This is a genomic window from Gottfriedia sp. NPDC057991, from assembly GCF_042886615.1.
Lineage (GTDB): Bacteria > Bacillota > Bacilli > Bacillales > Bacillaceae_G > Gottfriedia.
This window is the reverse complement of the sequence record NZ_JBHVQN010000007.1, coordinates 1,877-26,552: the sequence shown is the minus strand read 5'-3', so window position 1 is coordinate 26,552 and position 24,676 is coordinate 1,877. Positions and strand designations below refer to the sequence as shown.

Sequence of the window (24,676 nt, the reverse complement as noted above, 5' to 3'; positions counted from 1 at the left end):
ATAGGATGACTTTGTATGCCTGAATTACCAGAAGTTGAAACGGTCAGACGAACTTTACTGGATTTAATAGTTGGGAAAACAATCTCAACAGTAATCGTTTCATGGGGAAAAATAATAAAGAAACCTAATGAAGTAGATGAGTTTCAGATTCTACTAAAAGGTCAAACAGTAGAAAATATAAATCGTCGAGGTAAGTTTCTACTATTTCAATTAAGTGATTTTACACTTGTTTCGCATTTGAGAATGGAAGGGAAATTTCGCGTGTTCCCAGCGGAAGAACCTGTAGCACCTCATACTCATGTTCGTTTCCTATTTGAAGATGGAACAGAACTTCGGTATCAAGATGTTCGTAAATTTGGCACAATGCATTTATTTAATAAAGGTGAGGAGAAAGAGGGACCTCCACTTGCTAAATTAGGCCCAGAGCCATTTTCCGATGAGTTTACTGCTGATTATTTAAGAAAAAAGCTTAAAAATACTAACCGAAAAATTAAAGTCGTTTTATTAGATCAGGAATTAGTAGTCGGTTTAGGCAATATTTATGTTGATGAGGTTTTGTTTAGGGCTAAGATTCATCCGGAAACACCTGCATCATCTTTAAAGCCTAAACAAATAAAATTACTTGCCGAAACCATTACAGAAACTTTACAAGAGGCTGTGGATTTAGGTGGAAGTACTATTCGTTCTTATGTAAATTCACAAGGGCAAATAGGAACTTTTCAAGATATCATTAAAGTATATGGCAGAAAGGGTTTAGCGTGTCATAATTGTGGCCAACCAATAGAAAAAATAACAGTTGGTGGCAGAGGTACTTCTTTTTGCCCGGTCTGTCAGCCTAAAAAAAATTAACATAAGGTTCCTTTCTTTCATACTATATCAAGAGTACGAAAGAGAGGGGCCTATTTTTATGGTAAATATGCTATCATTAATACTACTAGCATGCGCACTAAGCTTAGATAGCTGCAGTGTTGGATTTACTTATGGACTTCGAAAAGTAAAAATTCCTTTAAAATCAATCATCACAATTGCATCTTGTTCAGGGGTCATATTAATGACATCCATGGGGATTGGTCATGCAATTACAGACTTTTTTTCACCAATAATAGCAAAAAGAATCGGAGGATTTGTACTTGTTGGTATAGGATTATGGGTACTTTTTCAATTTTACCGATCGAATAAAGCATCAAATATAGAAGAAAAAAATGAGATAGAAGATAAAGGGATTGACTGGGAATTTGAAATTTTAGGTGTTGTCGTAAAAATTTTAAAGAAGCCTACAACTGCAGACATAGATCGTTCAGGTAGTATTAATGGATTGGAGGCAATGTTACTTGGGTTTGCACTTTCACTTGATGCCTTTGGGGCTGGTATAGGTGCATCATTACTTGGATTTTCTCCACTATTGACGGCAATCGTAACATCTACTGCAAGTGCTTTATTCTTATTATTTGGAATGAAATTAGGAAATGTGTTATCGAAAACATTGTGGCTTCAAAAGTTAACTTTTTTACCAGGTGTTTTTTTAATATTAATTGGATTAATGAAGATGTAAAAAATAATGAAAGAGTGTATCCGAATGGATTTATTCCATTTGGTCCTCTTTATTTAGTGTAAGGAGAATAAAAGATGGGTAAAATTTTTGGACTAACTGGTAGCATTGCAAGTGGAAAAAGTACAGTTTCCAATTTCTTAAAGGAATTAAATGTTCCAATTGTTGATGCAGACGTAATTGCAAAAGAAGTGGTTGGAATTGGACAACCTGCTTATAAAAAAATCGTTGAAGCTTTCGGAAGTGAGATTCTTTTAGATTCTGGTGAAATTAATCGACCATTTCTCGGAAGTATTATTTTTAATAATGAAGAAAAGCGCTTACAACTTAACGAAATAGTACATCCGGAAGTTAGACGAGAAATGAAAGAACAGGCTAATCGATACATAAAACAAGGTGAACCACTTGTTATTTTAGATATTCCTCTTTTATATGAGGGTAACTCAATTGAATTGGTGGAAAAAGTGATTGTAGTGACAGTGTCCGAAGAAAATCAACTAAAGCGTTTGATGAATCGTAATGGTTTATCGAAAGAGGATGCACTTTTACGCATAGCATCTCAAATACCAGTTAAAGAAAAAGCAGCACGAGCTGACTATGTAATAAATAACAATGGTGACTTTGAGGATACAAAAAGACAAGTTAAAGACCTATTAAATAAAATTATTTAATAAAATAATGTAAATAGTTTAACCAAAATCCAACTTATGTGTTATACTAATTGCAGGGATATAATAAACAGTATAACTTAATTGGGGGTTTACTTATGGTAAATGTAGCAATAAATGGATTTGGTCGAATTGGACGCATGGTTTTCCGTCAAGCAATTAAAAATGGAGATTATAATATCGTTGCAATTAATGCAAGTTATCCTTCTGAAACTTTAGCGCACTTAATTAAATATGATACAGTTCATGGCAAGTTTGATGGTGAAGTAATTGCAAATGCAGATCATTTAATCGTTGATGGTAAGCGTGTGGAATTAATTAGTGAAAGAAATCCTGAGTTACTTCCATGGAACGAGCTAAATGTTGATATAGTAATTGAAGCAACTGGAAAATTTAATGATGCTGAAAAAGCAAAAATGCATATTACTGCTGGAGCTCAAAAAGTAATTTTAACAGCACCTGGTAAAAATGAAGATATCACAGTAGTAATTGGAGTGAATGATGATAAATTAGACCTAGAAAATCATCACATTATTTCAAACGCATCTTGTACAACTAACTGTTTAGCGCCAGTTGTAAAAGTATTAGATGAGCAATTTGGAATTGTTAATGGATTAATGACAACTGTTCACTCATTTACAAATGATCAAAAAAATATTGATAATCCACATAAAGATTTACGTCGTGCACGTGCTTGCAGTCAATCAATTATTCCAACAACTACAGGTGCAGCAAAAGCATTATCTAAAGTACTTCCACATTTAAATGGCAAGTTACATGGTATGGCTTTACGTGTTCCTACTCCAAACGTATCACTTGTTGACTTAGTTGTAGACTTAAAGAGAGAAGTAACTGTTGAAGAAATTAATGAAGTGTTTGAAACAGCTTCTAAAGGTTCAATGCACGGAATTATCGAATATTGTAACGAGCCATTAGTATCAATCGATTTTAATACAAATACACACTCTGCAATTATCGATGCTCTTTCTACAATGGTAATCGATGGTACAAAAGTTAAAGTATTAGCTTGGTATGATAATGAGTGGGGCTACTCAAGACGCGTAGTTGACTTAGTGTCAATCGTTGCATCTAAAATAAAAAAGCTTGAAACTGTTTAATCAATAAATATTCTACTTATAAAAAAATGTAAACGAATACAAAAGGCTAACCAGTTAATCTGGTTAGTCTTTTTGAAGTTGTATGACATATTAAGTAATAATGTGAAATTATGACTACATAAAAGGGTGAAGTATGACTTAATATCTATGAAAGAAGATTGTTGAACTAAGGTTAGAAAAAAATTTTAAGACCAGAAAAAGTTAAACATCCCCCTAAAAGGCATGGCTTCTGTGTAACCTGCTTTTCTTGTCAATCCCGCGTTTTCAGATCTGCCTGACGCATTTTCATCACAATTAATTTAGTAAATAACAAAAAAATAAAATTTATCTTGCAATTCAAATTTAAAAAAAGTATACTAACTTTCGTGAACTTCTAAAAGTATAACTAATTACTTAAAGGGTTAGGACCTCTTTGGACTAACTTTCCCCCGTGGTAGTTGATCATACTTTCGCAATAGAGGTCATGACAAATTATTTTAAGGGGGAAATGAATATGGATACTATGGGTCGTCACGTCATTTCAGAATTATGGGGTTGTAATACAGAAAAATTAAATGATATGAAATTTATTGAGGAAACTTTTGTTGATGCTGCGTTACGCTCTGGTGCAGAAGTTCGTGAAGTTGCTTTTCACAAGTTCGCTCCTCATGGCGTTAGTGGTGTCGTAATCATTTCAGAATCACACTTAACTATTCACAGCTTTCCTGAGCATGGTTATGCAAGTATTGATGTTTACACTTGCGGTGATAGAATTGATCCGAATGTAGCTGCAAACTTTATCGCTGAAGCTTTAGAAGCTGATACTCGCGAAAACGTTGAGCTACCAAGAGGAATGGGTCCCATTCAAGTTGATAATGTAAAAGTTGTAAATGGTAACTAAAGAGAATTGAGAGAGGTGATTTTTCATCTCTCTTTTTTGTTTTTTAATTGATTTAAAAGGTATGGCATAATGCCTCATTGAGGTTAAATATGGTGCGGAATCAGATGATTTAAACATTCTAGTTTTCAATACTCTTTTTGGAGAATGAACTAGCTTTACATAGTAAAAAATATTTGCATTAAATTGAAATAATGATATTTCGATCTTCAAGACGAAAAATAGGCTTTATGACTTTTATGAAATAAACTTTAGTTTATTTTGAATTTGTTATAGTATAGAGTTATAATAATACGTTTAAACAATTAAGTGTTTGGAGTTGAACTATAACGATGAGATGTCCAACGTGTAACTTTAATGGGACAAGAGTACTTGATAGTAGACCAGTTGATGAAGGTCGCTCAATTAGAAGAAGACGTGAATGTGAAGAATGTCAGCATCGTTTTACAACTTTTGAACGAGTTGAAGATAATCCTATTTTAGTTGTAAAAAAAGAGGGAGCTCGTGAAGAATTTAGTAAAGATAAGATGTTAAGGGGACTGATTAAAGCGTGTGAAAAACGCCCTGTCTCTTTATCTCAGCTAGAAGACATTATTCATAGCATTGAAAAAGAACTAAAAAATAGTGGCACATCAGAAGTTCCGAGTGAAGTTCTAGGTGAAATGGTGATGGAGCATTTATCTAAAGTTGATGAAGTTGCATACGTACGATTTGCGTCAGTTTATCGTCAATTTAAAGATATTAATGTATTCATTGATGAATTAAAAGATTTAATTAACAAAGAGCGAGGTAAAGACGAATAATACTTCGCTCTTTTGATACAAGAAAGGAATGTTTGAATGTCTATTGATAAGCAACATTGGATGGATGTTCTACCGGCGGATCCTTATACTGTAATGGCAGCTGGGTATTTACATAATTTTCATAGGCAAGTATTAACGATGTTGTATCAACCAATAATTGGTAGTCCAGCTTTAAGTTTATATATGACACTTTGGAGTGAATGTGAGCAAACGGACCTTAATCCTAATACGCTAACACATCATTCTTTAATGCTTGGCATGAAAAGTAATTTAAAATCAATTTATGAACAAAGATTAATCCTTGAAGGAATCGGCTTACTTAAAGTTTATGAAGGATTTGAAAATGGTACAAAAAAGCTTCTATATGAGCTTCAATCTCCGCTAGATCCTCATTCTTTTTTCGAAGACCCTATCCTAAATATCTTTCTGTTTAAAACAATTGGAAAAACACAATATCAACGAACTAAAACCTTTTTTAGTAGACAAGCATTTTCGAAAGAAGGGTTTCGTGAGATTTCACGTTCATTTGATTCGGTATTCCAAGCTATTACAGTTGAACAATTAAATGAAATTCAGCAAAGTAACGATCTATCTACGTCAATTGATAATAGAATTTTACAAGACAATCAGCCAATTAAAATATCTGTCAAAATGGAAGAGTTTGACTATGCTTTATTTTTAGATGGACTTTCGGATTCGTTTGTTCCAAAAAGAGCATTTACTACAGAGGTAAAAGAAACAATTTTAAAACTTGCATTTTTATATGGAATAAATCCAATTCAAATGAAAACGATTGTAATGCGCTCATTAAATGAAGATAATAAAATCAATATTGAAACTCTTCGCATTGAAGCAAGAGACTGGTATCAATTCCAACATCATGAAGCTCTGCCTATGATTGTTGAAAAGGTTCAACCTATTCAGCATAGACAAATGGTTAATGAGCAGCCATCAACTCAAGAAGAAAAATTAATTCATTGCTTCGAAACAATTTCTCCTCGTCAATACCTTAAGGAGATATCGGGTGGAGCTGAACCAAGTGAAGCTGATTTAAAAATTATCGAAGAGATTATGATTGATCAAAAGCTTCTACCTGGAGTCGCAAATGTGTTAATTGACTATGTAATGATCCGTTTAGATAAAAAGCTTTCTAGAAATTACGTAATTAAGATAGCAAGTCATTGGGCGAGAAAAGGTGTAACAACAGTTAAACAGGCTATGGATCTTGCACGTAAAGAGTTTGAAGAAACTAAACAGAGTGCAACTGCTGCTAAAGCTCGCTCAAGTAATAGACGAAATAAAACAATTCGAACTGAGATTGTACCTGACTGGCTTCAATCGAGTGAGTCGAATGAATCACCGACTGCACCAGCAACAATCAATAACCAAAATGATTCTTCGATAGATGAAGAACGAAAACGATTAGAAAAAGAACTAGAAATGTTTAAAAATAAAAAGAAACGTTAAATGGGAGGACGCTAATGGAACCTATTCAAAACGCATTTAGAGCATTAATGAAAAATAAACAATTCCAGGACACATTTCAAAAAATGCGACAAGAAGTCCGTAGTCACCCAAAAATTATTTCATTTTTAGCTGAGCATAAAGATGAAATTACGGATCAAATGATTGATAGTAGCCTAGTTAAGCTATATGAGTATATTGGACAAAGTGTAAATTGTGAAGATTGCCCATCTTTTAATGAGTGTAAAAATATGGTGCATGGTTATCATCCTCATTTGATTATTCAAGGAAAACGCATCGATGTTCAATATGATCGTTGTCCAAATGGTGTGAAAAATGATAAACGCAAAAAACATGAGTCATTGATAAAATGCATGTACTTGCCAAAGGATGTTCTTCAAGCTTCTATGTCAAACTTGTCATTAGAAGACCCTGGCCGATTTGAAGCAATTTCTGCAGCTAGACAGTTTATTATGAACTATGAAAAAGGAAAAATGGCTCAAGGCTTATATTTACATGGTCCATTTGGGGTTGGAAAAACATTTATTCTTGGCGCTATAGCAAATGAACTAGCAGAGGAAGAAATAACTTCAATGCTCGTTTATTTACCAGAATTTTTACGTGAACTAAAAAGCTCTATTAGTGAAGGCACATTAGAGGAAAAAATTGAAGCCGTAAAAAAAGTGGAAGTTCTTATGTTAGATGATATTGGTGCAGAGCAAATGTCTAGTTGGGCAAGAGATGAAATATTAGGTACAATTCTTCAATACCGTATGCTAGAAAAATTGCCAACCTTCTTTACATCTAATGCTGATTTAAGTCAATTAGAGCATCACTTAACGTATTCTCAACGTGGAGAAGAAGAAAGGGTTAAAGCAGCACGTATTGTAGATCGTGTTAAATTTTTAGCCAAACCAGTTAAAATTTCAGGTTCAAATTTAAGACATTCATAAAAAAATCAAAAAATGGCGTAAAATCACAAATTACTAAGTGATTTTGCGTCATTTTTTAATTATTTCTTTAATATATATAGGACTAGGTGGTGCTAGAAAGGGGGGAACAGGGTGATTGAAATTTTTTTCAATGAACCCATTAATGCAGCTTATGTCTACGAACGATTACAAAAACGCTTAAAAAAGCAATCGAGACCATACATTTTAAGAAGACACAAAATCAATACAATTTTAATCACATTTCCTCAAAACACTGAAGATTTAATAAAAAGTATTTTAGTTCCGACACTAGTACAATTTATTTTACTTCAAAAAGAAGATAAATGGATTCAATCCATTTTACATACATCTTTTTTCTATGAGGAAGACGAGCAAAGTCAAATCATACCTATTGCACAATCATTATTAAGAGGAACTAGAAGAAGCATACCAAACCAGAAAAAAATTCGTAGAAGTAAAAATTTAGTATCATATGCACTTTCTGAGTATTTAAAAGATGGAGTAAATTTTAGCTTCGATTCATTTATTACATTTCGTTTGAAGGAATATTATAAGCAGTTAGCCTATGTTTGTGAAATTGCAATAGATGAGTACAAGTTAGAAAACGAATACCAGAATCTTATTGAGAGTCTAAGACAGCAGGTACTTAAAACGGATGCGCTTATTCCTCATGTGCATATAGTGTTTGACGGGAAGTTTAGCGTTTATGATCATCTGTTTTTACCACTTACTAAAGATGTATTAAAAGAATATGGTAAACAAGTGGAAAATAGGGAATATATAGATAATGAATTAATTTTGCCTTTAACGGCAATTGCACCTAAAAGAATTCATTTATACACTTCATCAGTCGATATTTCATTAATTATTACACTTCAAAATATCTTTCAAGAACGAGTCCTAATACATACATTACAAGAGTTTTCACAGGAAAAATTGAAATGAAAATTTATAATTTAAAAAAGCATTGTCATAAATAAGTTTCTTTGATATAATAAATTTCGTTGCGAACAAAGCATACGAATATTGACAACATCATGTCGCTATGTTATAGTAACGAAAGAAAAGAATACTTATTTGTTGAAGAAGAAGCACCCGCTTCTCACCTGGATGACGCTACAAGTTGTTATCAGGTAACAGAATCATTAATTACTTTGATACTGTCAGTGTGGGTGTATTTATATACCCACACTTTTTTGTTGGGTTATGATTGCTTCAACGATACAAATTAAGATCATTCTTACAATACCTTGGAGGTGTTTTACTATTAGCAAAGACATGATGGTAAACGATGGAATTCGTGCTCGTGAAGTTCGATTAATTGGTCCTAACGGAGATCAACTTGGAATCAAGACAAAACAAGAGGCTCTTGAGTTAGCTTCGAATGTTAATCTTGATCTAGTGATGGTAGCACCAACGGCAAAACCACCTGTATGTCGTATTATGGACTACGGAAAATTCCGATTCGAGCAACAAAAGAAAGACAAAGAGAGCCGTAAAAACCAAAAAATTATTAGCATGAAAGAAGTTCGTTTAAGTCCTACAATTGATGAACATGACTTTAACACAAAGCTTCGTAATGCAATTAAGTTCTTAGAAAAAGGCGATAAAGTTAAAGCGTCTATTCGCTTCAAAGGACGCGCTATTACGCATAAGGGAATTGGACAACGAGTACTTGATCGTTTCTCAACTGCTTGTGCAGAAGTTGCAACTGTTGAGTCACACCCAAAAATGGACGGTCGTAGTATGTTCTTAGTCTTAGCACCTAAAAACGAAAAGTAATTTATTTGAGGAGGAAACACGATATGCCTAAAATGAAAACTCACCGTGGTTCAGCAAAACGTTTTAAAAAGACTGGATCTGGTAAATTAAAACGTGGTCGTGCATACACAAGCCACTTATTCGCTAACAAATCTACAAAAGCAAAACGTAAATTACGTAAAGCTTCATTAGTAAGCAAAGGCGATTTCAAACGTATCCGCTTTATGCTTACAAACATGAAATAAGAACGATAAACGTATTAGATAGATATCTAGGAGGGAAACAATATGCCAAGAGTTAAAGGCGGTACAGTTACACGCGCTCGTCGTAAAAAGGTTATTAAATTAGCAAAAGGTTATTACGGTTCTAAACATACATTATTCAAAGTTGCAAACCAACAAGTTATGAAATCATTAATGTATGCTTACCGTGACCGTCGTCAAAAGAAACGTGATTTCCGTAAATTATGGATCACTCGTATCAACGCGGCTGCTCGTATGAACGGACTTTCTTACAGCCGTTTAATGCACGGATTAAAATTAGCAGGTATCGAAGTTAACCGTAAAATGTTAGCTGACCTAGCTGTTGCTGACGAAAAAGCATTTGCTGAATTAGCAAACGCTGCAAAAGCTAACTTAAAATAATTTCGTTTAAAAAATCCTTAACATTTGTTAAGGATTTTTTTCACTTTAAAGTATAAATTGGCAACGAGGAAGTTAATTCGACGTGGAATCCAATCTTAGGAATAAAGTATAAGTGCAACTAAACCTCTGTCTTCGCCTTAAGGCTTGCCAATCGGCAAGTTTTCTTTATATGAATAGATTTTTTAAACGAAACTAAATTCTTTTTTCATGTTATGTACGTTGGATTCATGACAATATTTTGTGAAACCAGATGGAAATGAAAACTCTTTTTCTAATAAATTTATTTCTGCCTCATCATTATTCTGTACAGCTCTTTGAAGTCTTTTTAAGTAACTTCTACCTAGCTCAATTCGAGTAGCAATCTCTTCTTTATTTGATGAAACTTGACCGTGGCCTGGAACTAACAATGAGAATTCAAATTTACTAATCAGTTCCTCTGCCTTGTCTAAAGTATTGTAATAACTTTTTACACTATCAAATACAATCGGAAGTTCAAAATCAGATAAATAATCCCCTGTAATCCATATTCCTAAATTTTCAATATAGAGGAATAAGCCATCTTTAGTATGCCCTGGAGAATGATAAAATCTTAATGTTGTCTGTCCTATTTTAATTTCCTGACCATCTTCACTAATAATGAAATCAATTTTTGGAAATTGTATTGGCCGGGCATGATTAATGTAATTATCATTGTAAAATTGACGGATTTTTGCTAGTTTATTATCCTTTTCAGGATGGTTATGTAAATTTTCGCTACCAATAGTTTTAGCGTTAGGAAATGCATAATAACCTATAATGTGATCAAAATCTCCATGTGTAAAGTATAAATAAATTGGACGTTCATTTTTAATTGATTCAACAAATTCCTTTATCTCATCTATTTCGTGAGGTAACCAAGTTGGATCCACAATAATGATACAATCGTCGGTTGTTACAACGGTTGAGTTTGTTTGAAATAATGCACTTTGAAATACTGTAATATTGTCATTTTGAAATAAAATCATTGAATTGCTCCTTTATATAATTTTTAGAAAATTATGTTGATACTTTATATTGTATCAAATAATAGAAAAAACCTTAATGAATTAACTACAAATGTGTCAGTTCAATAAGGTTTAAGCTATATCAATGATTATCTTGGAAAGAAATTTGGCGTAATGATCGTATCAGCATATCGCTTATGAAATACATGAGTAGTAGCAGGCGACATAGGAGGAATTAACCACTTCCAATTACCTGTTAACTCACGGCAACTTGATTCTTCTTGTTTTTCAAATTGAAGAAATTGCTGTGCAGCAGAATGATGATCAACAATACTAACACCATTTTTTTTATATGAATATAAAACGGCAATATTTAATTCAACTAGTGCACGATCTTTCCAAAGTGTACTGTTTCTTTTTGTATCTTGGCCGATAATTTTTGCTACTTTAGGCAACAGATTAAAACGATTTTCATCAGCAAAATTTCGAGCACCGATTTCAGTTCCCATATACCATCCATTAAATGGTGCAGCACTATAAGATATACCACCAATCTCTAGAATCATATCTGATATCATCGGGACAGCATACCATTTAGTATTTAGAGAGGAAAAATCATATTCAGGATGTTCGATTGGTACTTCGAGTACGATTTCATTTGGAATCGTAAAATAGTTTGGTTCATGATTGTCTAAGGAATAAACTATGGGCAAAATATCGAAGTTAGTACCATTTCCTTTCCAACCAAGATTCTCACATTCCTTAGTAAACTCGATCGATTTCGGATCCCCAATTATTCCATTTTCTGTTTCATAGCCAGCATATCGTATAAGCTGGTGATTATGGATTTTAAGAGAATTATTTGTTCCTAGATTTGGTTTGAAAATTGTAATTGTAGGGAGAATCTTACCTGAATTTGTAGCATATTTTATATGATGCAATATTTCGTGCTCTATACTTTTACCATCGTTAATATGGCGAGCATCTAAAACATGAAGCTTATCCCAAAATAGTCTACCGATACAGCGGTTACTATTGCGCCATGCCATTTTCGCACCGTGCTCTAATTCCTCATAAGTATGAGTGTAATAACCGGTATTTCGAATCTCGGCTTCGATATTTTTTAATCGTTTTTCTATTTGATCGGATTTATCGAGTTCCTTATAGCATTGTGATATAAATGAAAATGCTTCTTTATATAAAGCGGAAGTTGTTATCATATTAATCTCCAGATGGTTAATTTAAAAATCTAATAGTAATTTGTAAGCTTCATTATTATACCCCACAAATAATTTGGAGAAAATTAATATAAAATTTATATGTTTTAATTCGAGGGTTGAGGAAATATCTAAAAATTTTGTCAAAGGGAATCCCAAATTGTATAATGTTATATGTACATAATCTTAATTAAAAAAAGGATGGATGAGTTTGTCTACTTTAGATGCAAAGTTACAAATGTTAAAAGAACTAACTGATGCAAACGGCGTAGCTGGATTTGAACATGAACCACGTGAAGTAATGAGAAAATATATTACCCCACTTGCTGATGAGGTTGTAACTGATAATTTAGGAAGCTTAATAGCAGTTAAAACCGGAGACCCAAATGGTCCAAGAATTGAAGTTGCTGGACATCTTGATGAAGTTGGATTTATGGTTACTCAAATTGATGACAAAGGATTTTTACGTTTTCAAACAATTGGTGGCTGGTGGTCACAAGTAATGCTTGCTCAGCGTGTTACCATTTCAACAAAAGAAGGTAATATTACAGGTATTATTGGTTCGAAGCCGCCTCATATAATGAGTGCAGAAGCTAGAAGAAAAGTTGTAGACATTAAAGATATGTTTATTGATATCGGTGCTTCAAGTAAAGAAGAGGCATTAGAATTTGGCATTCGTCCTGGAGACCAAGTTGTTCCATATTTTGAATTCCAGACGATGAAAAACGAAAAATTATTATTAGCAAAAGCATGGGATAATCGTATCGGTTGTGCTATTGCAATTGACGTTTTAGAACAATTACAAGGTCAGGCACATCCAAATATTGTATTTGGAGTTGGAACAGTACAAGAAGAAGTAGGACTTCGTGGTGCGAAAACATCTACATATAAAATTGAACCAGATATCGGTTTTGCATTAGATGTCGGTGTTGCAGGTGACATGCCAGGTGTATCTGAAAGAGAAGCACAAGGCAAATTAGGCAAAGGCCCTCAAATCGTTTTATATGATGCATCAATGGTGTCTCATAAAGATTTACGTGAATTTGTAGTAAATGTAGCAGATGAAATTGGAATTCCATATCAATATGAATCAATGCCTGGCGGAGGAACTGACGCTGGTTCAATGCATATTACAATGAGAGGTGTTCCAGCATTAGCAATTACAATTCCAACGAGATATATTCATTCTCATTCTGGTATCCTTCATCGTGATGACTATGAAAACACAGTTAAATTAATCGTAGAAGTAATCAAACGATTAGACCGCGATACAGTAGAGCGTTTAACATATAACTAAGAAAAATCAATCCCTCATTTATTGAGGGATTTTTTTGTAGTTTTAAATTGAATTGCCTACATCTTTGCATTTTTATGTAACCCCTTATGAGTAACAAAATACCAGGATTTAGCCGTTATAGTACCTCATGAACCAGTTGATGTTCGGTCATAAATGTCCTACAAATTTATTAAGCTTTTATGTTACTTCTAGTAAAGGATATTAATTTAGTTTTTTAGTGTAACCATTATTTGATGAATAAGTTGATTGGAGCGGATAGTGATCGACTCCTATAGGATAAGCGGGAAGGCTAAAGACCCCACAGGCTTCCCAAGGAGGCTCAGGTCTCGCCTGATGGAAAGCGAGCACCCTGTAGTGGAAATCAACCTCACTAATCTCCTTTTACGAAAATTTGGTAAATAATTGACATGATTGATTTCAACAGCGTGAAAAAACCCTGATTTATAGATGGTTTTTTGCTTCTTCTACCTACCTGCCCAACCTGATTTTTCCACTTTTTCCGTCTTTAACGTTATCAAACTGAAACAAATTGTATTATTCCTATAACTAGTTTGAAATAGTTTTGTCATATCTTATTGTTATCATGAATGCACGCTTTTCAAATAAGGTTACTCGGGAATAGAATTGGAAAAATGGTTTCTTAGGGAATTTTTAAAGCTAATTAATAAAATTTAGACTCCAATTTTGTAAATGGAGTTTCTTAAGGAGCCAAGACTTAATTAGTACTTGGCTGATTTTTTTTTATAAGGGAAACCTTATTTAAAATATGGAAAAGCAAAATAAATATAAAGTTTTGAGGTGAGTTAATGAAAGCGAAAGTTAAAGTGAAAAACGTAACAAAGGTTTTCGGTAAGTCTCCAAAGAACGCCATAAAGTTACTAGAGAAGGGATATTCAAAAAAGCAAATATTAGAGCAGACTAACTCAACAATCGGGGTAAATAATGCAAGCTTTGAAATATTCCCAGGTGAAATTTTTGTTGTAATGGGACTGTCAGGTAGTGGTAAATCGACCTTGATTAGAATGCTCAATCGATTAATTGAACCAACTACAGGACAAATCTTGATAGACGATGAAGATATTGTAAAAATGAATCCTCAACAGTTAAGAGATGTTCGTCGTAAAAAAATTAGTATGGTTTTTCAAAATTTTGCTCTGTTCCCGCACAAGACAATTCTTGAAAATACAGAATATGGTTTAGAAATACAAAATATTTCACAAGAAGAAAGAACAGAAAAAGCTATGAAGTCATTAGAAATAGTTGGCTTAAAAGGATATGAGCATCAATTCCCATCACAATTAAGTGGTGGTATGCAACAACGTGTTGGTCTTGCAAGGGCACTAACAAGTGACACGGATATTTTATTAATGGATGAAGCGTTTAGCGCGCTCGATCCATTAATTCGTAAAGATATGCAGGACGAATTATTAGAACTGCAAGAGACGATGAAAAAGACAATTATCTTTATTACGCATGACCTCGATGAGGCTTTGCGAATTGGAGACAGAATTGCTCTAATGAAGGATGGTAACATCATGCAAATTGGTACGCCAGAAGAGATTATGGTAAATCCAGCCAATGAGTATGTTGAACGATTTGTAGAAGATGTAGACTTATCAAAAGTATTAACTGCAGCTCATGTTCAGAAGCGTGCTGAAAGAATTACGCCTGACCGTGGACCACGTGTAGCTTTACAAATAATGAGAGATCAAGGGTATTCTAGTATATTTGTAGTCGATCGTAGACAAAAGCTACTTGGAGCCATTAATGCTGATGACGCTTCAAATGCTCTTATTAAAAATAAATCGGTAGAGGAAGTTATGCAAAAGGACATTGTGTCTGTTAGTGAAGATACTTTATTAACGGATGTAATTGGAGCACTTGCAACTTCTGCTCTTCCATTAGCTGTTGTAGATGAAAATAATCGATTAAAAGGCGTTATTATCCGTGGAGCAGTTATCGGTGCTTTAGCGGGTAAAACAGACGATTTAAATATAAAGGGAGGTTAAATATATGGGTATTCCAAAAATTCCGTTAGCAGATTGGATTGATAAAATTGTCGATTTGATCATTAAAACTTTCCATCCTCTATTTGGCGCAATAACCAACATCACAGAAACCCTTTTAAATAACCTTGTTAAAGTTTTAGGACTTGGCCCATCAATTATTCTAATAATATTAATTTCATTACTTGCTTTTTATACAAGTAGGTGGACAGTTGGTTTGTTTACGTTACTTGGCTTGTTATTAATAGATAATCTAGGACTTTGGGATGCTACAGTTGATTCGTTAGCATTGATCTTATCATCAATCGTTATTACGGTTGTAATTGGAATTCCTTTAGGGATTTGGACGTCGCAAAATGATCGAGTGAAACAAGTGATTACACCAATACTCGACTTTATGCAAACAATGCCAGCATTTGTCTATTTAATACCAGCAATTCTCTTTTTCGGAATTGGCGTAGTTCCTGGTATTTTAGCTTCTGTCATTTTTGCTATACCACCAACAATACGATTAACGAATTTAGGTATACGTGAGGTTCCAAATGATTTAATAGAGGCATCAAATGCTTTTGGATCAACAACATGGCAAAGACTCTTTAAAGTGCAGCTACCATTAGCAGCACCTACAATTTTAGCTGGTATAAATCAGAGTATTATGCTTGCATTATCGATGGTAGTTATTTCATCACTAGTAGGCGCGCCAGGTTTAGGTGCAGAAGTTTATCGTGCTGTAACTCAGATTAAAGTAGGTGAGGGTTTCGAGGCAGGAATATCAATTGTTATCGTTGCTATTATTCTGGATCGAATTTCTCAAAATCTTCGTCAACCTGCTTATGGGAAAAAAATTGCAAAAAAATATGTTTATGGATTTACTGTATTAATCTTTTGTATTTCGGCCATTTCAGTTGCTTTTGCAGGTGGCAAGGATCAAAAAACAGCTTCAAATAAAATAGGTTCTCAAGTTAATTTTGAGATTACCGGAATCGATCCAGGGGCAGGATTAATGAAAGCAACTGAAAAAGCGATGAAGGATTACGATTTAAAGGATTGGACTTTAAAAGAAGGTTCTTCTGCAGCGATGACTGCTGAATTAAAAAAAGCGTATGAAAATAAAGAACCTATAATCGTTACAGGATGGACACCCCACTGGATGTTTTCAAAATATAAATTAAAGTATTTAGAAGATCCAAAAGGGTCATTTGGTAAGGATGAAGAAATTCATACAGTGGTTAGAAAAGGATTAAAAGAAGACGCTCCTGGTGCGTACAAGATTTTAGATAACTTTTCATGGAAACCTTCTGATATGGAAGAAGTTATGAGTGATATTCAAGAAGGTGCGAAACCTGAGAATGCAGCGGCAAAATGGATCAAAAAGCATCAAGATCAAGTAAATAATTGGACGAAAGATGCTTCAAAAGGAAAGGGCGAAAAAATTAGTCTCGTTTATGTTTCATGGGAATCTGAAGTTGCCAGTACAAATGTGATTGGAAAAGTACTTAAAAACCAAGGCTATGACGTTACATTAAAACAAGTTGAGGCAGGACCGATGTTTGCTGGTATCTCAGATGGAAGTGCAGATGCAATGGTCGCAGCTTGGCTTCCGACAACTCATCAAGATTACATGAATGAGTACAAAAAACAATTGGTTGATCTTGGACCGAATTTAAAAGGGACAAAATTAGGCTTAGTCGTACCAGAATATATGAAGATTAATTCGATCGATGATTTGAAAGGTAAAACGAAATAGCCAAAATAAAAGGACTAACGAAAAGTTAATTACTTTAGTTAGTCCTTTTCTATGTTTTAACATTAGATTACTGACTTACTCCATCTTCTAATACTGTAAGTAGTTCATGCTTTTGATCTTCAGTAGCGTGACTCCAAAAAACTTCGAGAAGTACACCTAAACCTGGTAATACTTTTTCCTCACCACTTTGAATAGCATCTACAATTGTTGCTTCTAATTGATCACTTTTATTACCTGAAATATTGTGAAGAACTGCACCGCGAATATTAAAATTCATTTTGAATTCTCCTTTCATATTAAGCTTTATGTAGTATTTGTAAACGGAAACGATTTTATGTATGATAAACGATATGATATACGATGAAAGGTAAAGGAAACTTATGAAACAAATTGATTCCATACAAAATAATTCTGTAAAGGCTTGGAAAAAGCTACATACAAAAAAAGGAAGAGATAAAGCTAAACAATATATTGTAGAAGGTTTTCATTTAGTGGAGGAGGCAATTAAGCATGATGCACCGATCCTTCATTTATTAATCAGTGAAGAAATCGATCTGCCTTCTAATTTTTCAATAGGGTCATTGGAGATTACTTATATATCTAAAGAGGTTAGTAAGGAATTAAGTGAAACAGAAACGACGCAAGGCATTTTTGCAATTATCGAATTTTCTTATGTAAGAATCGATTTTGGGAAAGTGTCAAAATTATTATTAATTGATGAGGTTCAAGATCCAGGTAATGTTGGAACAATGATTCGAACAGCGGATGCTGCTGGTTTTGATGGAGTTATTTTAGGTTCAGGTACGAGTGACCTATATAATGCTAAAACAATTCGATCTACGCAAGGATCAATATTCCATTTACCAATTTTACGAGGAGATTTAGCCGAAGCAGTTTCAAATTTAAAAGAAAAGGGAATAACTGTTTATGGAACTTCTCTTCAAAATGCAAAACCATTTAATGAAGTAAAAACTTCAAATCGTTTTGCCATTATTGTAGGAAATGAAGGTAAAGGTGTGAATTCAACATTACTTTCATTAACTGATGAAAATTTATATATACCGATTTATGGTAAAGCTGAATCATTAAATGTTGGAATTGCAGCAGGTATTCTGATGTATAGCCTGTGAGGCATAGAAAATGATAGAAGCCATTTTAGCTTTCTAGGTCAGTAAAAATGATTCAAATCATTTAGTAAATAATTATGTTGAGCAGTTGCATTAATTGAAAAAAATCAATATAATTAATTAAGAAAATTTAATACATAAAAAGCTTTGACAGAGAGTAGTAAATTGGAATCTCTATTTTAGGGAAAAGGTGCCGTAGACTGTAAGCACTTTTATAGTAGACCAAATTGAATTCACCTCTTGAGCTAGCGCCGGGACCATTTTTTAATGTAAAGGCGACTCGGTCTATCTAAGTAGATCGTTATATGAATGAAGTGAGCAGTTAATTTTGCGTAAAATAACAACTGTTAATTAGGGTGGTACCGCGATCAATCCTCGTCCCTTTTTTGGGAGCGAGGTTTTTTTATGTTTAAATTTATGAATTTGAAATTGAATAGGAGGATTATTCATGCAAGAGCGTTTAGTTTCTTTACAAGCAGAAGCGATTAAGCAAATAGAAGAAGCAAAAGATTTAAAAGCATTAAATGAAATAAGAATTGCCTATCTAGGGAAAAAAGGTCCGATTACTGAAGCAATGAAAGCAATGAAGGATTTATCTCCTGAAGAGCGTCCAAAAATGGGAGCTGTTGCGAATGAAGTACGTGCGGCAATCCAAGAAAAACTTGAAGCAAAACAAGTTGTATTAGAACATAATGCAATTAATGAAAAATTAGAAAGTGAATCAATTGACGTAACACTTCCGGGAAGACCAGTGCATGCAGGTGGAGCTCATCCGTTAAGAGCGGTTATTCAAGAAATTGAAGATTTATTTATTGGAATGGGATATGAAATTGCAGAAGGTCCAGAAGTAGAAAAGGACTATTATAATTTCGAAGCATTAAATTTACCAAAAGGTCATCCAGCTCGTGATATGCAGGATTCATTCTATATTTCTGAAGAAACATTAATGAGAACTCATACTTCACCTGTTCAAGCTAGAACAATGGAAGCAAACGTGGAAAAAGGACCAATTAAAATAATTTGTCCAGGTAAAGTTTATCGCCGTGATGACGATGATGCTACACATTCTCATCAATTTATGCAAATCGAAGGTCTTGTAATTGGTGAAAACATTTCAATGAGTGATTTAAAAGGAACTTTACAACTTTTTGCGAAAAAAATGTTTGGTGAAGATCGTGAAATTCGTTTACGCCCAAGCTTCTTCCCATTCACTGAGCCTTCAGTAGAAATGGATATTTCTTGTATGAAATGTGGAGGAAAAGGCTGTAACATGTGTAAGCACACTGGATGGATTGAAATTTTAGGTGCAGGAATGGTACATCCTAACGTACTTGAGATGGCTGGATATAATCCAAAAGAAGTTCAAGGATTTGCTTTCGGTATGGGTCCAGAACGTATTGCATTATTAAAATATGGTATTGATGATATTCGTCATTTCTATACGAACGATATAAGATTCTTAAAGCAATTCCAACAAATGTAAGGTAGGAGGGGACAAAACATGTTTGTATCAACAAAATGGTTACAAGAATACGTTGATTTAAGTGGTGTTACACCAGACGAACTTGCAAAATTAATAACAAAAGCAGGTATTGAAGTTGAAGGTGTTAATCATCTTTCAGAAGGAATTAAAAATGTTGTTGTTGGTTATGTAATGGAACGTGAACAACATCCAGAGGCAGATAAATTATCAAAATGTACTGTTGATGTTGGTGAAGAGCAACCAGTACAAATTATTTGTGGCGCACCAAATATTGCTAAAGGTCAAAAAGTGATCGTGGCAAAGGTAGGCGCTGTTTTACCGGGGAATTTTAAAATTAAAAAAGCAAAATTACGTGGTGAAGTTTCTGAAGGAATGATTTGCTCTCTTCAAGAATTAGGAATTGAAGGCAAAGTAGTTGCAAAAGAATTCTCAAATGGAATTTTCGTTTTACCAAGTGATGCGGAAGTAGGGGCAGATGCATTAGACGTACTATATCGTGATGATGCAGTATTAGAACTTGGATTAACACCAAATCGTGCTGATTGCTTAAATATGATTGGTGTTGCTTATGAGGTAGCTGCGATTTTAGATCGTGACGTGAAACTTCCATCGATTAGCGCTCAATCAGCTACAACTGCTGATTATGTTTCAGTTTCAATTGAATCAAAAGAAGATGCACCATATTATAGTGCTAAATTAGTTAAAGGCGTAAAAATTGGTCCTTCTCCATTATGGATGCAAGCTCGTTTAATGAGTGCTGGTATTCGTCCAATTAATAATGTAGTTGATATTACGAACTATATTTTAATTGAGTATGGTCAACCTTTACACGCGTTTGATTTTAATAAATTAAATAGTAATCAAATAATCGTTCGTCATGCGAAAGAAAACGAAAAAATCGTTACGCTTGATGGTGAAGAGCGCACATTACAGCCACATAATTTAGTGATCGCAACTGAGAAAGAAGCAGTAGCAGTTGCAGGTGTAATGGGCGGTCAAAGTACTGAGGTTGATACGGAAACTGTGGATGTTTTAATTGAATCAGCTGTTTTCAGAGGTCAAAGTGTTCGCCAAACTTCAAAAGACCTAGGCTTACGTAGCGATTCAAGTGCTCGTTTTGAAAAAGGTATTGATGCATCTCGTACATTCCCTGCTTCTGAACGTGCTGCTCAGTTAATGGCTGAACTAGCTGGTGGAACAATTGTAGAAGGCACTGTAATTGCCGACAATTTAGTTGAAGATGCTAAAAAAGTTTCAGTTTCTGTAAGTAAGATTAATGGTGTTCTTGGTACATCAATTGATGCTGAGACAGTAAAAGATATTTTCCGTCGCTTAAGATTAGAAGCTACCGGGAATGATGAAGTATTTACAGTTACTGTTCCAAGTCGTCGTGGTGATCTTTCAATAGAAGAAGATTTAGTTGAAGAAGTAGGAAGACTATATGGTTATGATCATATTCCTGCTACATTACCAACGGGTGTTGCTAGTCGTGGACAATTAACACCATATCAAGCAAAACGTAGAAAAATTCGTCAGTATTTACAGCATGCAGGTCTTTACGAAGCTGTTACGTACTCTTTAACAAGCAATAATAAAGTAAAACGCTTTGCACTAGAAACAGTAGATGCAGAACCTGTACGTTTAGCATTACCTATGAGTGAAGAACGCAGTGAGCTACGTTTCAGTTTAGTACCACATTTATTAGATGCTATTGCATATAATGTTGCACGTAAAGAAGAAAACGTTCAATTATTTGAAACAGGCTCTGTATTCTTAACAAAGGAAAAGAACGATCTTCCACATGAAGAAGAATATTTAGCAGGAGCATTAACTGGTTTATGGTTGCAACATGCATGGCAAGGCGAGAAAAAAGCTGTGGATTTCTATGTTGTAAAAGGTATTTTAGACGGTTTATTTAATGAATTAGGTTTATCAAATAAAATAACTTATCTTGCTGCTAAGAAAGAAGAATTACACCCAGGACGTACTGCAAGTATTTTATTAAACGGAGAAGAAATTGGTTTTATCGGTCAAGTTCATCCCGTTACTCAAAAAGAGTGGGATCTGAAAGAAACGTATGTATTCCAATTAACTCTTGAAAAGCTATTAAATACTGAATTTGATGATATTTTATACAATGCAATTCCTCGTTTCCCATCAATGAACCGAGATATGGCATTAGTAGTTGATTCGAAAGTATTTGCTGGTGATATTTTATCTACAATTCGTTCAACTGGTGGAAGACTTCTAAAGGATGCTACAATCTTTGATTTATACGAAGGTGATAAGATGGAAGCTGGTAAAAAATCAGTTGCCTTCTCATTAACATATTTCGATCCAGAACGTACTTTGACGGATGAAGAAGTAACTAAAGCTCATTCAAAAGTATTAAAAGCAGTAGAGGAAACACATAATGCTCAGTTACGTGGGTAAATAATTAATGTAGTATAATAATTGAAAATGATAAAAACCAAGTTCTTTTTTTGAGGACTTGGTTTTTTTTGTGCCGCAGGAGCTACTGGGTTTACTGGTGCAGGTATACCAGGATTTGCCTATTTTTATACAACTGTTCAAAATTTAGGTGCAGGTGAAGCAGTAAGGTTATCTTTTCAAAAAAATAAATAAATAAATAAATAAATAAATAAAAAACCCTTCAAAGTAGACTGGTATAGCTTTTTACTGTCTACTATCGAAGAGTTTTTAATCAGATAAATAAGTTAATATCAATAATAATACTCTTATTGAATCACTAAATATCTAGTCTAACGATGTTTAGTGCAGCACTATTTACACTTGCACCATCAACACTGTTTGCTAAATGGTCTGGGGTAGCACCAATATTTCTAAGCTGGAATTGTTGACCAGCTGTGAAATGTATCATTACCTCGCCATTAATTTGTAAATTTGTCATTGGACTATTAGGGAGATCTACTCCAGTTCCAAATTCGCTGCCTTGTACCATGGTAAATATTGGAGTTAAGCCACTGAATATTGCATAAGCTCCTTCAATTGGTTGTGAGCCTGTACCACCCATATTTCTAAAAATCACACTGTAGTTAATTAAATAATCTCCGGTGCTCATTACTGTAATTGTATCTCCTCCAATAAGGGCGAAATCTCCAGAATTAAGTCCCACATTATTAAAAGATACTGGTGTATTTGTTGGTATATTACCTTGAGAATTAGTATTGTAAAAACTTGCATACATAGGAGTACATTCACATACGCCTGTCGGCCCAGTAGCACCAGTAGTACCAGTAGCACCAGTAGCACCAGTAGCACCACGTTCACCAGTAGCACCAGTAGCACCAGTAGCACCAGTAGCACCAGTAGCACCAGTAGCGCCAGTAGCGCCAGTAGCGCCAGTAGCACCGGTAGCACCAGTAGCACCACGTTCACCAGTAGCGCCAGTAGCACCAGTAACACCACGTTCACCAGTAGCACCAGTAGCACCAGTAGCACCAGTAGCACCACGTTCACCAGTAGCACCAGTAGCACCGGTAGCGCCAGTAGCACCAGTAGCACCAGTAGCGCCAGTAGCACCTCTTTCACCAGTAGCACCAGTAGCACCAGTAGCACCAGTAGCACCAGTAGCACCAGTAGCGCCAGTAGCACCAGTAGCACCAGTAGCACCAGTAGCACCAGTAGCACCAGTAGCGCCAGTAGCACCAGTAGCACCAGTAGCACCACGTTCACCAGTAGCGCCAGTAGCGCCAGTAGCACCAGTAGCACCACGTTCACCAGTAGCACCGGTAGCGCCAGTAGCGCCAGTAGCACCAGTAGCACCAGTAGCGCCAGTTGGACCAGTAGTACCAGTAGCACCAGTAGTACCAGTAGTACCAGTAGCACCAGTAGCGCCGGTAGCTCCCGCCGGTCCGGTTCCTGTAGCACCATTATTTTCTACATTTACACAAACGTTTACATTTTGCTTTACGTTGCATCCGCAATTTCTTTTTCCACAATCATTACATCTATCATCATCACATCTGCAATCATCATGGTCGTGATTACATTTCTTGCATTTATCACGGCATCTGCAATCATCGTGATGGTGATCACATTTTCTGCATTTGCAATTTTTATGTTTGCATTTCCTGCATTTACATTTACAATCATCATGGTCGTGATCACATTTCTTGCATTTATTTTCTTTACTCAATAATTTCACCACCTTCTAGTACTCTTGTTATTTTATGAGACAAGCCATTGAGGCGTTTGGGCGAATATAAATTATTTTTGAAAAATATTATATAAATAAAAAATTGTTTCAATATAAATTCATTTATTCTGGCTTGTAAAAAAGCACTTTATTTTTTGAAAGGAAAATTATTATATTGAAATAATGATTAATTTGTACATGTTTTTTGACTCATTTTTTTGATAATAATGAACCAATTTGTCCTTTTTTTATACAATAAAATGTACAATTAAAATTTTATGAGAGGTGTATTTTTTTGCCACTACCACCAATTCCACCAATATCACAACAACCATCAGAAGAACCAAATCAACCAGATACTACACAAAACACAGAACCATCAGAAGAACCAAATCAACCGGATACTACACAAAATATAGATCCAACAAATTCCGATTCTTCTCAACAATCTATGCAAACAGAGTCTATTATTGGCCCGATTGGCCCGATTGGCCCAATGGGCTCAACTGGTCCAACAGGAGCAACAGGCGCAACTGGACCAAAAGGGGATAGAGGAAAAAGAGGTAAAGACGGAGACGACGGAGAGAGAGGTAAGCGAGGTCATATGGGACCGATGGGACCAATGGGGCCAATGGGACCAATGGGGCCTATGGGACCGATGGGACCAACAGCACCAACTGTAATTGTTTTAGGCCCAACAGGCCCAGCGGGAGCAACAGGCCCAGCAGGAGCAGACGGAGCAACAGGTCCAGCAGGAGCAACAGGCCCAGCGGGAGCAGCAGGAGCAGACGGAGCAACAGGTCCAGCAGGAGCAACAGGC

General features: G+C 34.8%; 21 protein-coding genes, 2 pseudogenes and 2 other annotated features. Of the genes and pseudogenes, 19 read left to right on the top strand and 4 right to left on the bottom strand.

What is annotated here, in order from left to right:
* Positions 1-15: 15 nt before the first annotated feature.
* The 12 genes from mutM to rplT all read left to right on the top strand — a co-directional run bounded on the left by mutM (position 16) and on the right by rplT (position 9,837).
* The gene (gene mutM / locus ACFVR2_RS20925; protein ID WP_387366262.1) at positions 16-849 is read left to right on the top strand and encodes a DNA-formamidopyrimidine glycosylase; all 834 of its coding nucleotides are present in this window, start codon (positions 16-18) and stop codon (positions 847-849) included.
* A 58-nt stretch (positions 850-907) separates the two neighbouring features.
* Positions 908-1,552 (top strand): sporulation membrane protein YtaF, encoded by a 645-nt coding sequence (gene ytaF, locus ACFVR2_RS20920; RefSeq protein WP_387366260.1) that lies wholly within the window; start codon positions 908-910, stop codon positions 1,550-1,552.
* Between the two features lie 74 nt (positions 1,553-1,626).
* Positions 1,627-2,220, top strand: coding sequence for a dephospho-CoA kinase (gene coaE / locus ACFVR2_RS20915; protein WP_387366257.1), 594 nt, complete (start codon positions 1,627-1,629; stop codon positions 2,218-2,220).
* 95 nt (positions 2,221-2,315) lie between these two features.
* Positions 2,316-3,335 (top strand): glyceraldehyde-3-phosphate dehydrogenase, encoded by a 1,020-nt coding sequence (locus ACFVR2_RS20910; protein WP_387366254.1) that lies wholly within the window; start codon positions 2,316-2,318, stop codon positions 3,333-3,335.
* A 493-nt stretch (positions 3,336-3,828) separates the two neighbouring features.
* The gene (gene speD, locus ACFVR2_RS20905) at positions 3,829-4,215 is read left to right on the top strand and encodes an adenosylmethionine decarboxylase (RefSeq protein WP_088013420.1); all 387 of its coding nucleotides are present in this window, start codon (positions 3,829-3,831) and stop codon (positions 4,213-4,215) included.
* A gap of 329 nt (positions 4,216-4,544) precedes the next feature.
* Complete coding sequence (gene nrdR, locus ACFVR2_RS20900) at positions 4,545-5,015, top strand: transcriptional regulator NrdR (RefSeq protein ID WP_025568424.1); 471 nt, start codon at positions 4,545-4,547, stop codon at positions 5,013-5,015.
* A gap of 36 nt (positions 5,016-5,051) precedes the next feature.
* Complete coding sequence (locus ACFVR2_RS20895; protein WP_387366251.1) at positions 5,052-6,482, top strand: replication initiation and membrane attachment family protein; 1,431 nt, start codon at positions 5,052-5,054, stop codon at positions 6,480-6,482.
* Positions 6,483-6,496: 14 nt separating this feature from the next.
* The gene (gene dnaI, locus ACFVR2_RS20890) at positions 6,497-7,432 is read left to right on the top strand and encodes a primosomal protein DnaI (RefSeq protein ID WP_387366248.1); all 936 of its coding nucleotides are present in this window, start codon (positions 6,497-6,499) and stop codon (positions 7,430-7,432) included.
* A 111-nt stretch (positions 7,433-7,543) separates the two neighbouring features.
* Positions 7,544-8,377, top strand: a complete 834-nt coding sequence (gene ytxC / locus ACFVR2_RS20885; RefSeq protein ID WP_387366245.1) for a sporulation protein YtxC — start codon at positions 7,544-7,546, stop codon at positions 8,375-8,377.
* 132 nt (positions 8,378-8,509) lie between these two features.
* Positions 8,510-8,636, top strand: a sequence feature (ribosomal protein L20 leader region).
* 74 nt (positions 8,637-8,710) lie between these two features.
* Positions 8,711-9,214 carry a translation initiation factor IF-3 gene (gene infC, locus ACFVR2_RS20880; protein WP_387366242.1) on the top strand — a complete coding sequence of 168 codons (504 nt, stop codon included), beginning with the start codon at positions 8,711-8,713 and terminating at the stop codon, positions 9,212-9,214.
* Between the two features lie 23 nt (positions 9,215-9,237).
* Positions 9,238-9,438, top strand: coding sequence for a 50S ribosomal protein L35 (rpmI, locus tag ACFVR2_RS20875; protein WP_025568429.1), 201 nt, complete (start codon positions 9,238-9,240; stop codon positions 9,436-9,438).
* Between the two features lie 42 nt (positions 9,439-9,480).
* Positions 9,481-9,837 carry a 50S ribosomal protein L20 gene (gene rplT, locus ACFVR2_RS20870; protein ID WP_025568430.1) on the top strand — a complete coding sequence of 119 codons (357 nt, stop codon included), beginning with the start codon at positions 9,481-9,483 and terminating at the stop codon, positions 9,835-9,837.
* 182 nt (positions 9,838-10,019) lie between these two features.
* Here the strand turns inward: rplT and ACFVR2_RS20865 are convergent, their stop codons facing one another.
* On the bottom strand, positions 10,020-10,841 hold the full coding sequence (locus ACFVR2_RS20865; protein ID WP_387366239.1) for an MBL fold metallo-hydrolase: 822 nt from the start codon (positions 10,839-10,841) through the stop codon (positions 10,020-10,022).
* Positions 10,842-10,969: 128 nt separating this feature from the next.
* A complete protein-coding gene (locus ACFVR2_RS20860; protein ID WP_387366236.1) occupies positions 10,970-12,040 on the bottom strand; it encodes a nitric oxide synthase oxygenase in 1,071 nt (356 codons plus the stop codon).
* Between the two features lie 208 nt (positions 12,041-12,248).
* Between ACFVR2_RS20860 and ACFVR2_RS20855 the strand changes: the two genes are divergently transcribed.
* From ACFVR2_RS20855 to ACFVR2_RS20845, 3 genes are all read left to right on the top strand, one after another.
* Complete coding sequence (locus ACFVR2_RS20855; protein ID WP_387366233.1) at positions 12,249-13,334, top strand: M42 family metallopeptidase; 1,086 nt, start codon at positions 12,249-12,251, stop codon at positions 13,332-13,334.
* 806 nt (positions 13,335-14,140) lie between these two features.
* The gene (gene proV, locus ACFVR2_RS20850; protein ID WP_387366230.1) at positions 14,141-15,343 is read left to right on the top strand and encodes a glycine betaine/L-proline ABC transporter ATP-binding protein ProV; all 1,203 of its coding nucleotides are present in this window, start codon (positions 14,141-14,143) and stop codon (positions 15,341-15,343) included.
* A 4-nt stretch (positions 15,344-15,347) separates the two neighbouring features.
* Positions 15,348-17,087, top strand: a complete 1,740-nt coding sequence (locus ACFVR2_RS20845) for a glycine betaine ABC transporter substrate-binding protein (RefSeq protein ID WP_387366227.1) — start codon at positions 15,348-15,350, stop codon at positions 17,085-17,087.
* A gap of 67 nt (positions 17,088-17,154) precedes the next feature.
* Here ACFVR2_RS20845 and sspI read toward each other — a convergent pair whose 3' ends face one another.
* Positions 17,155-17,364 (bottom strand): small acid-soluble spore protein SspI, encoded by a 210-nt coding sequence (gene sspI, locus ACFVR2_RS20840; RefSeq protein WP_387366224.1) that lies wholly within the window; start codon positions 17,362-17,364, stop codon positions 17,155-17,157.
* A 103-nt stretch (positions 17,365-17,467) separates the two neighbouring features.
* Between sspI and ACFVR2_RS20835 the strand changes: the two genes are divergently transcribed.
* The 3 genes from ACFVR2_RS20835 to pheT all read left to right on the top strand — a co-directional run bounded on the left by ACFVR2_RS20835 (position 17,468) and on the right by pheT (position 22,130).
* The gene (locus tag ACFVR2_RS20835) at positions 17,468-18,217 is read left to right on the top strand and encodes a TrmH family RNA methyltransferase (protein WP_387366221.1); all 750 of its coding nucleotides are present in this window, start codon (positions 17,468-17,470) and stop codon (positions 18,215-18,217) included.
* A gap of 135 nt (positions 18,218-18,352) precedes the next feature.
* Positions 18,353-18,600: a binding site (T-box leader), on the top strand.
* Positions 18,601-18,662: 62 nt separating this feature from the next.
* Positions 18,663-19,697, top strand: a complete 1,035-nt coding sequence (gene pheS, locus ACFVR2_RS20830; RefSeq protein ID WP_387366219.1) for a phenylalanine--tRNA ligase subunit alpha — start codon at positions 18,663-18,665, stop codon at positions 19,695-19,697.
* Positions 19,698-19,715: 18 nt separating this feature from the next.
* Positions 19,716-22,130 (top strand): phenylalanine--tRNA ligase subunit beta, encoded by a 2,415-nt coding sequence (pheT, locus tag ACFVR2_RS20825; RefSeq protein WP_387366216.1) that lies wholly within the window; start codon positions 19,716-19,718, stop codon positions 22,128-22,130.
* A 778-nt stretch (positions 22,131-22,908) separates the two neighbouring features.
* Here pheT and ACFVR2_RS20820 read toward each other — a convergent pair.
* Positions 22,909-23,589 (bottom strand): annotated as a pseudogene (locus tag ACFVR2_RS20820) (hypothetical protein); the annotation flags it as partial.
* Positions 23,590-24,151: 562 nt separating this feature from the next.
* Between ACFVR2_RS20820 and ACFVR2_RS20815 the strand changes: the two are divergent.
* Positions 24,152-24,676: pseudogene (locus ACFVR2_RS20815) on the top strand (hypothetical protein); the annotation flags it as partial.

Bases quoted from the DNA above. Each gene is read 5' to 3' on its own strand.
- nrdR (WP_025568424.1), top strand. From the start codon at position 4,545: ATGAGATGTCCAACGTGTAACTTTAATGGGACAAGAGTACTTGATAGT.
- rpmI (WP_025568429.1), top strand. From the start codon at position 9,238: ATGCCTAAAATGAAAACTCACCGTGGTTCAGCAAAACGTTTTAAAAAG.
- ACFVR2_RS20865 (WP_387366239.1), bottom strand. From the start codon at position 10,841: ATGATTTTATTTCAAAATGACAATATTACAGTATTTCAAAGTGCATTA.
- ACFVR2_RS20835 (WP_387366221.1), top strand. From the start codon at position 17,468: ATGAAACAAATTGATTCCATACAAAATAATTCTGTAAAGGCTTGGAAA.
- ACFVR2_RS20895 (WP_387366251.1), top strand. From the start codon at position 5,052: ATGTCTATTGATAAGCAACATTGGATGGATGTTCTACCGGCGGATCCT.
- sspI (WP_387366224.1), bottom strand. From the start codon at position 17,364: ATGAATTTTAATATTCGCGGTGCAGTTCTTCACAATATTTCAGGTAAT.
- speD (WP_088013420.1), top strand. From the start codon at position 3,829: ATGGATACTATGGGTCGTCACGTCATTTCAGAATTATGGGGTTGTAAT.
- ACFVR2_RS20845 (WP_387366227.1), top strand. From the start codon at position 15,348: ATGGGTATTCCAAAAATTCCGTTAGCAGATTGGATTGATAAAATTGTC.
- dnaI (WP_387366248.1), top strand. From the start codon at position 6,497: ATGGAACCTATTCAAAACGCATTTAGAGCATTAATGAAAAATAAACAA.
- infC (WP_387366242.1), top strand. From the start codon at position 8,711: ATGATGGTAAACGATGGAATTCGTGCTCGTGAAGTTCGATTAATTGGT.
- coaE (WP_387366257.1), top strand. From the start codon at position 1,627: ATGGGTAAAATTTTTGGACTAACTGGTAGCATTGCAAGTGGAAAAAGT.
- proV (WP_387366230.1), top strand. From the start codon at position 14,141: ATGAAAGCGAAAGTTAAAGTGAAAAACGTAACAAAGGTTTTCGGTAAG.
- ACFVR2_RS20860 (WP_387366236.1), bottom strand. From the start codon at position 12,040: ATGATAACAACTTCCGCTTTATATAAAGAAGCATTTTCATTTATATCA.
- rplT (WP_025568430.1), top strand. From the start codon at position 9,481: ATGCCAAGAGTTAAAGGCGGTACAGTTACACGCGCTCGTCGTAAAAAG.
- pheT (WP_387366216.1), top strand. From the start codon at position 19,716: ATGTTTGTATCAACAAAATGGTTACAAGAATACGTTGATTTAAGTGGT.
- pheS (WP_387366219.1), top strand. From the start codon at position 18,663: ATGCAAGAGCGTTTAGTTTCTTTACAAGCAGAAGCGATTAAGCAAATA.
- ACFVR2_RS20910 (WP_387366254.1), top strand. From the start codon at position 2,316: ATGGTAAATGTAGCAATAAATGGATTTGGTCGAATTGGACGCATGGTT.
- ytaF (WP_387366260.1), top strand. From the start codon at position 908: ATGGTAAATATGCTATCATTAATACTACTAGCATGCGCACTAAGCTTA.
- mutM (WP_387366262.1), top strand. From the start codon at position 16: ATGCCTGAATTACCAGAAGTTGAAACGGTCAGACGAACTTTACTGGAT.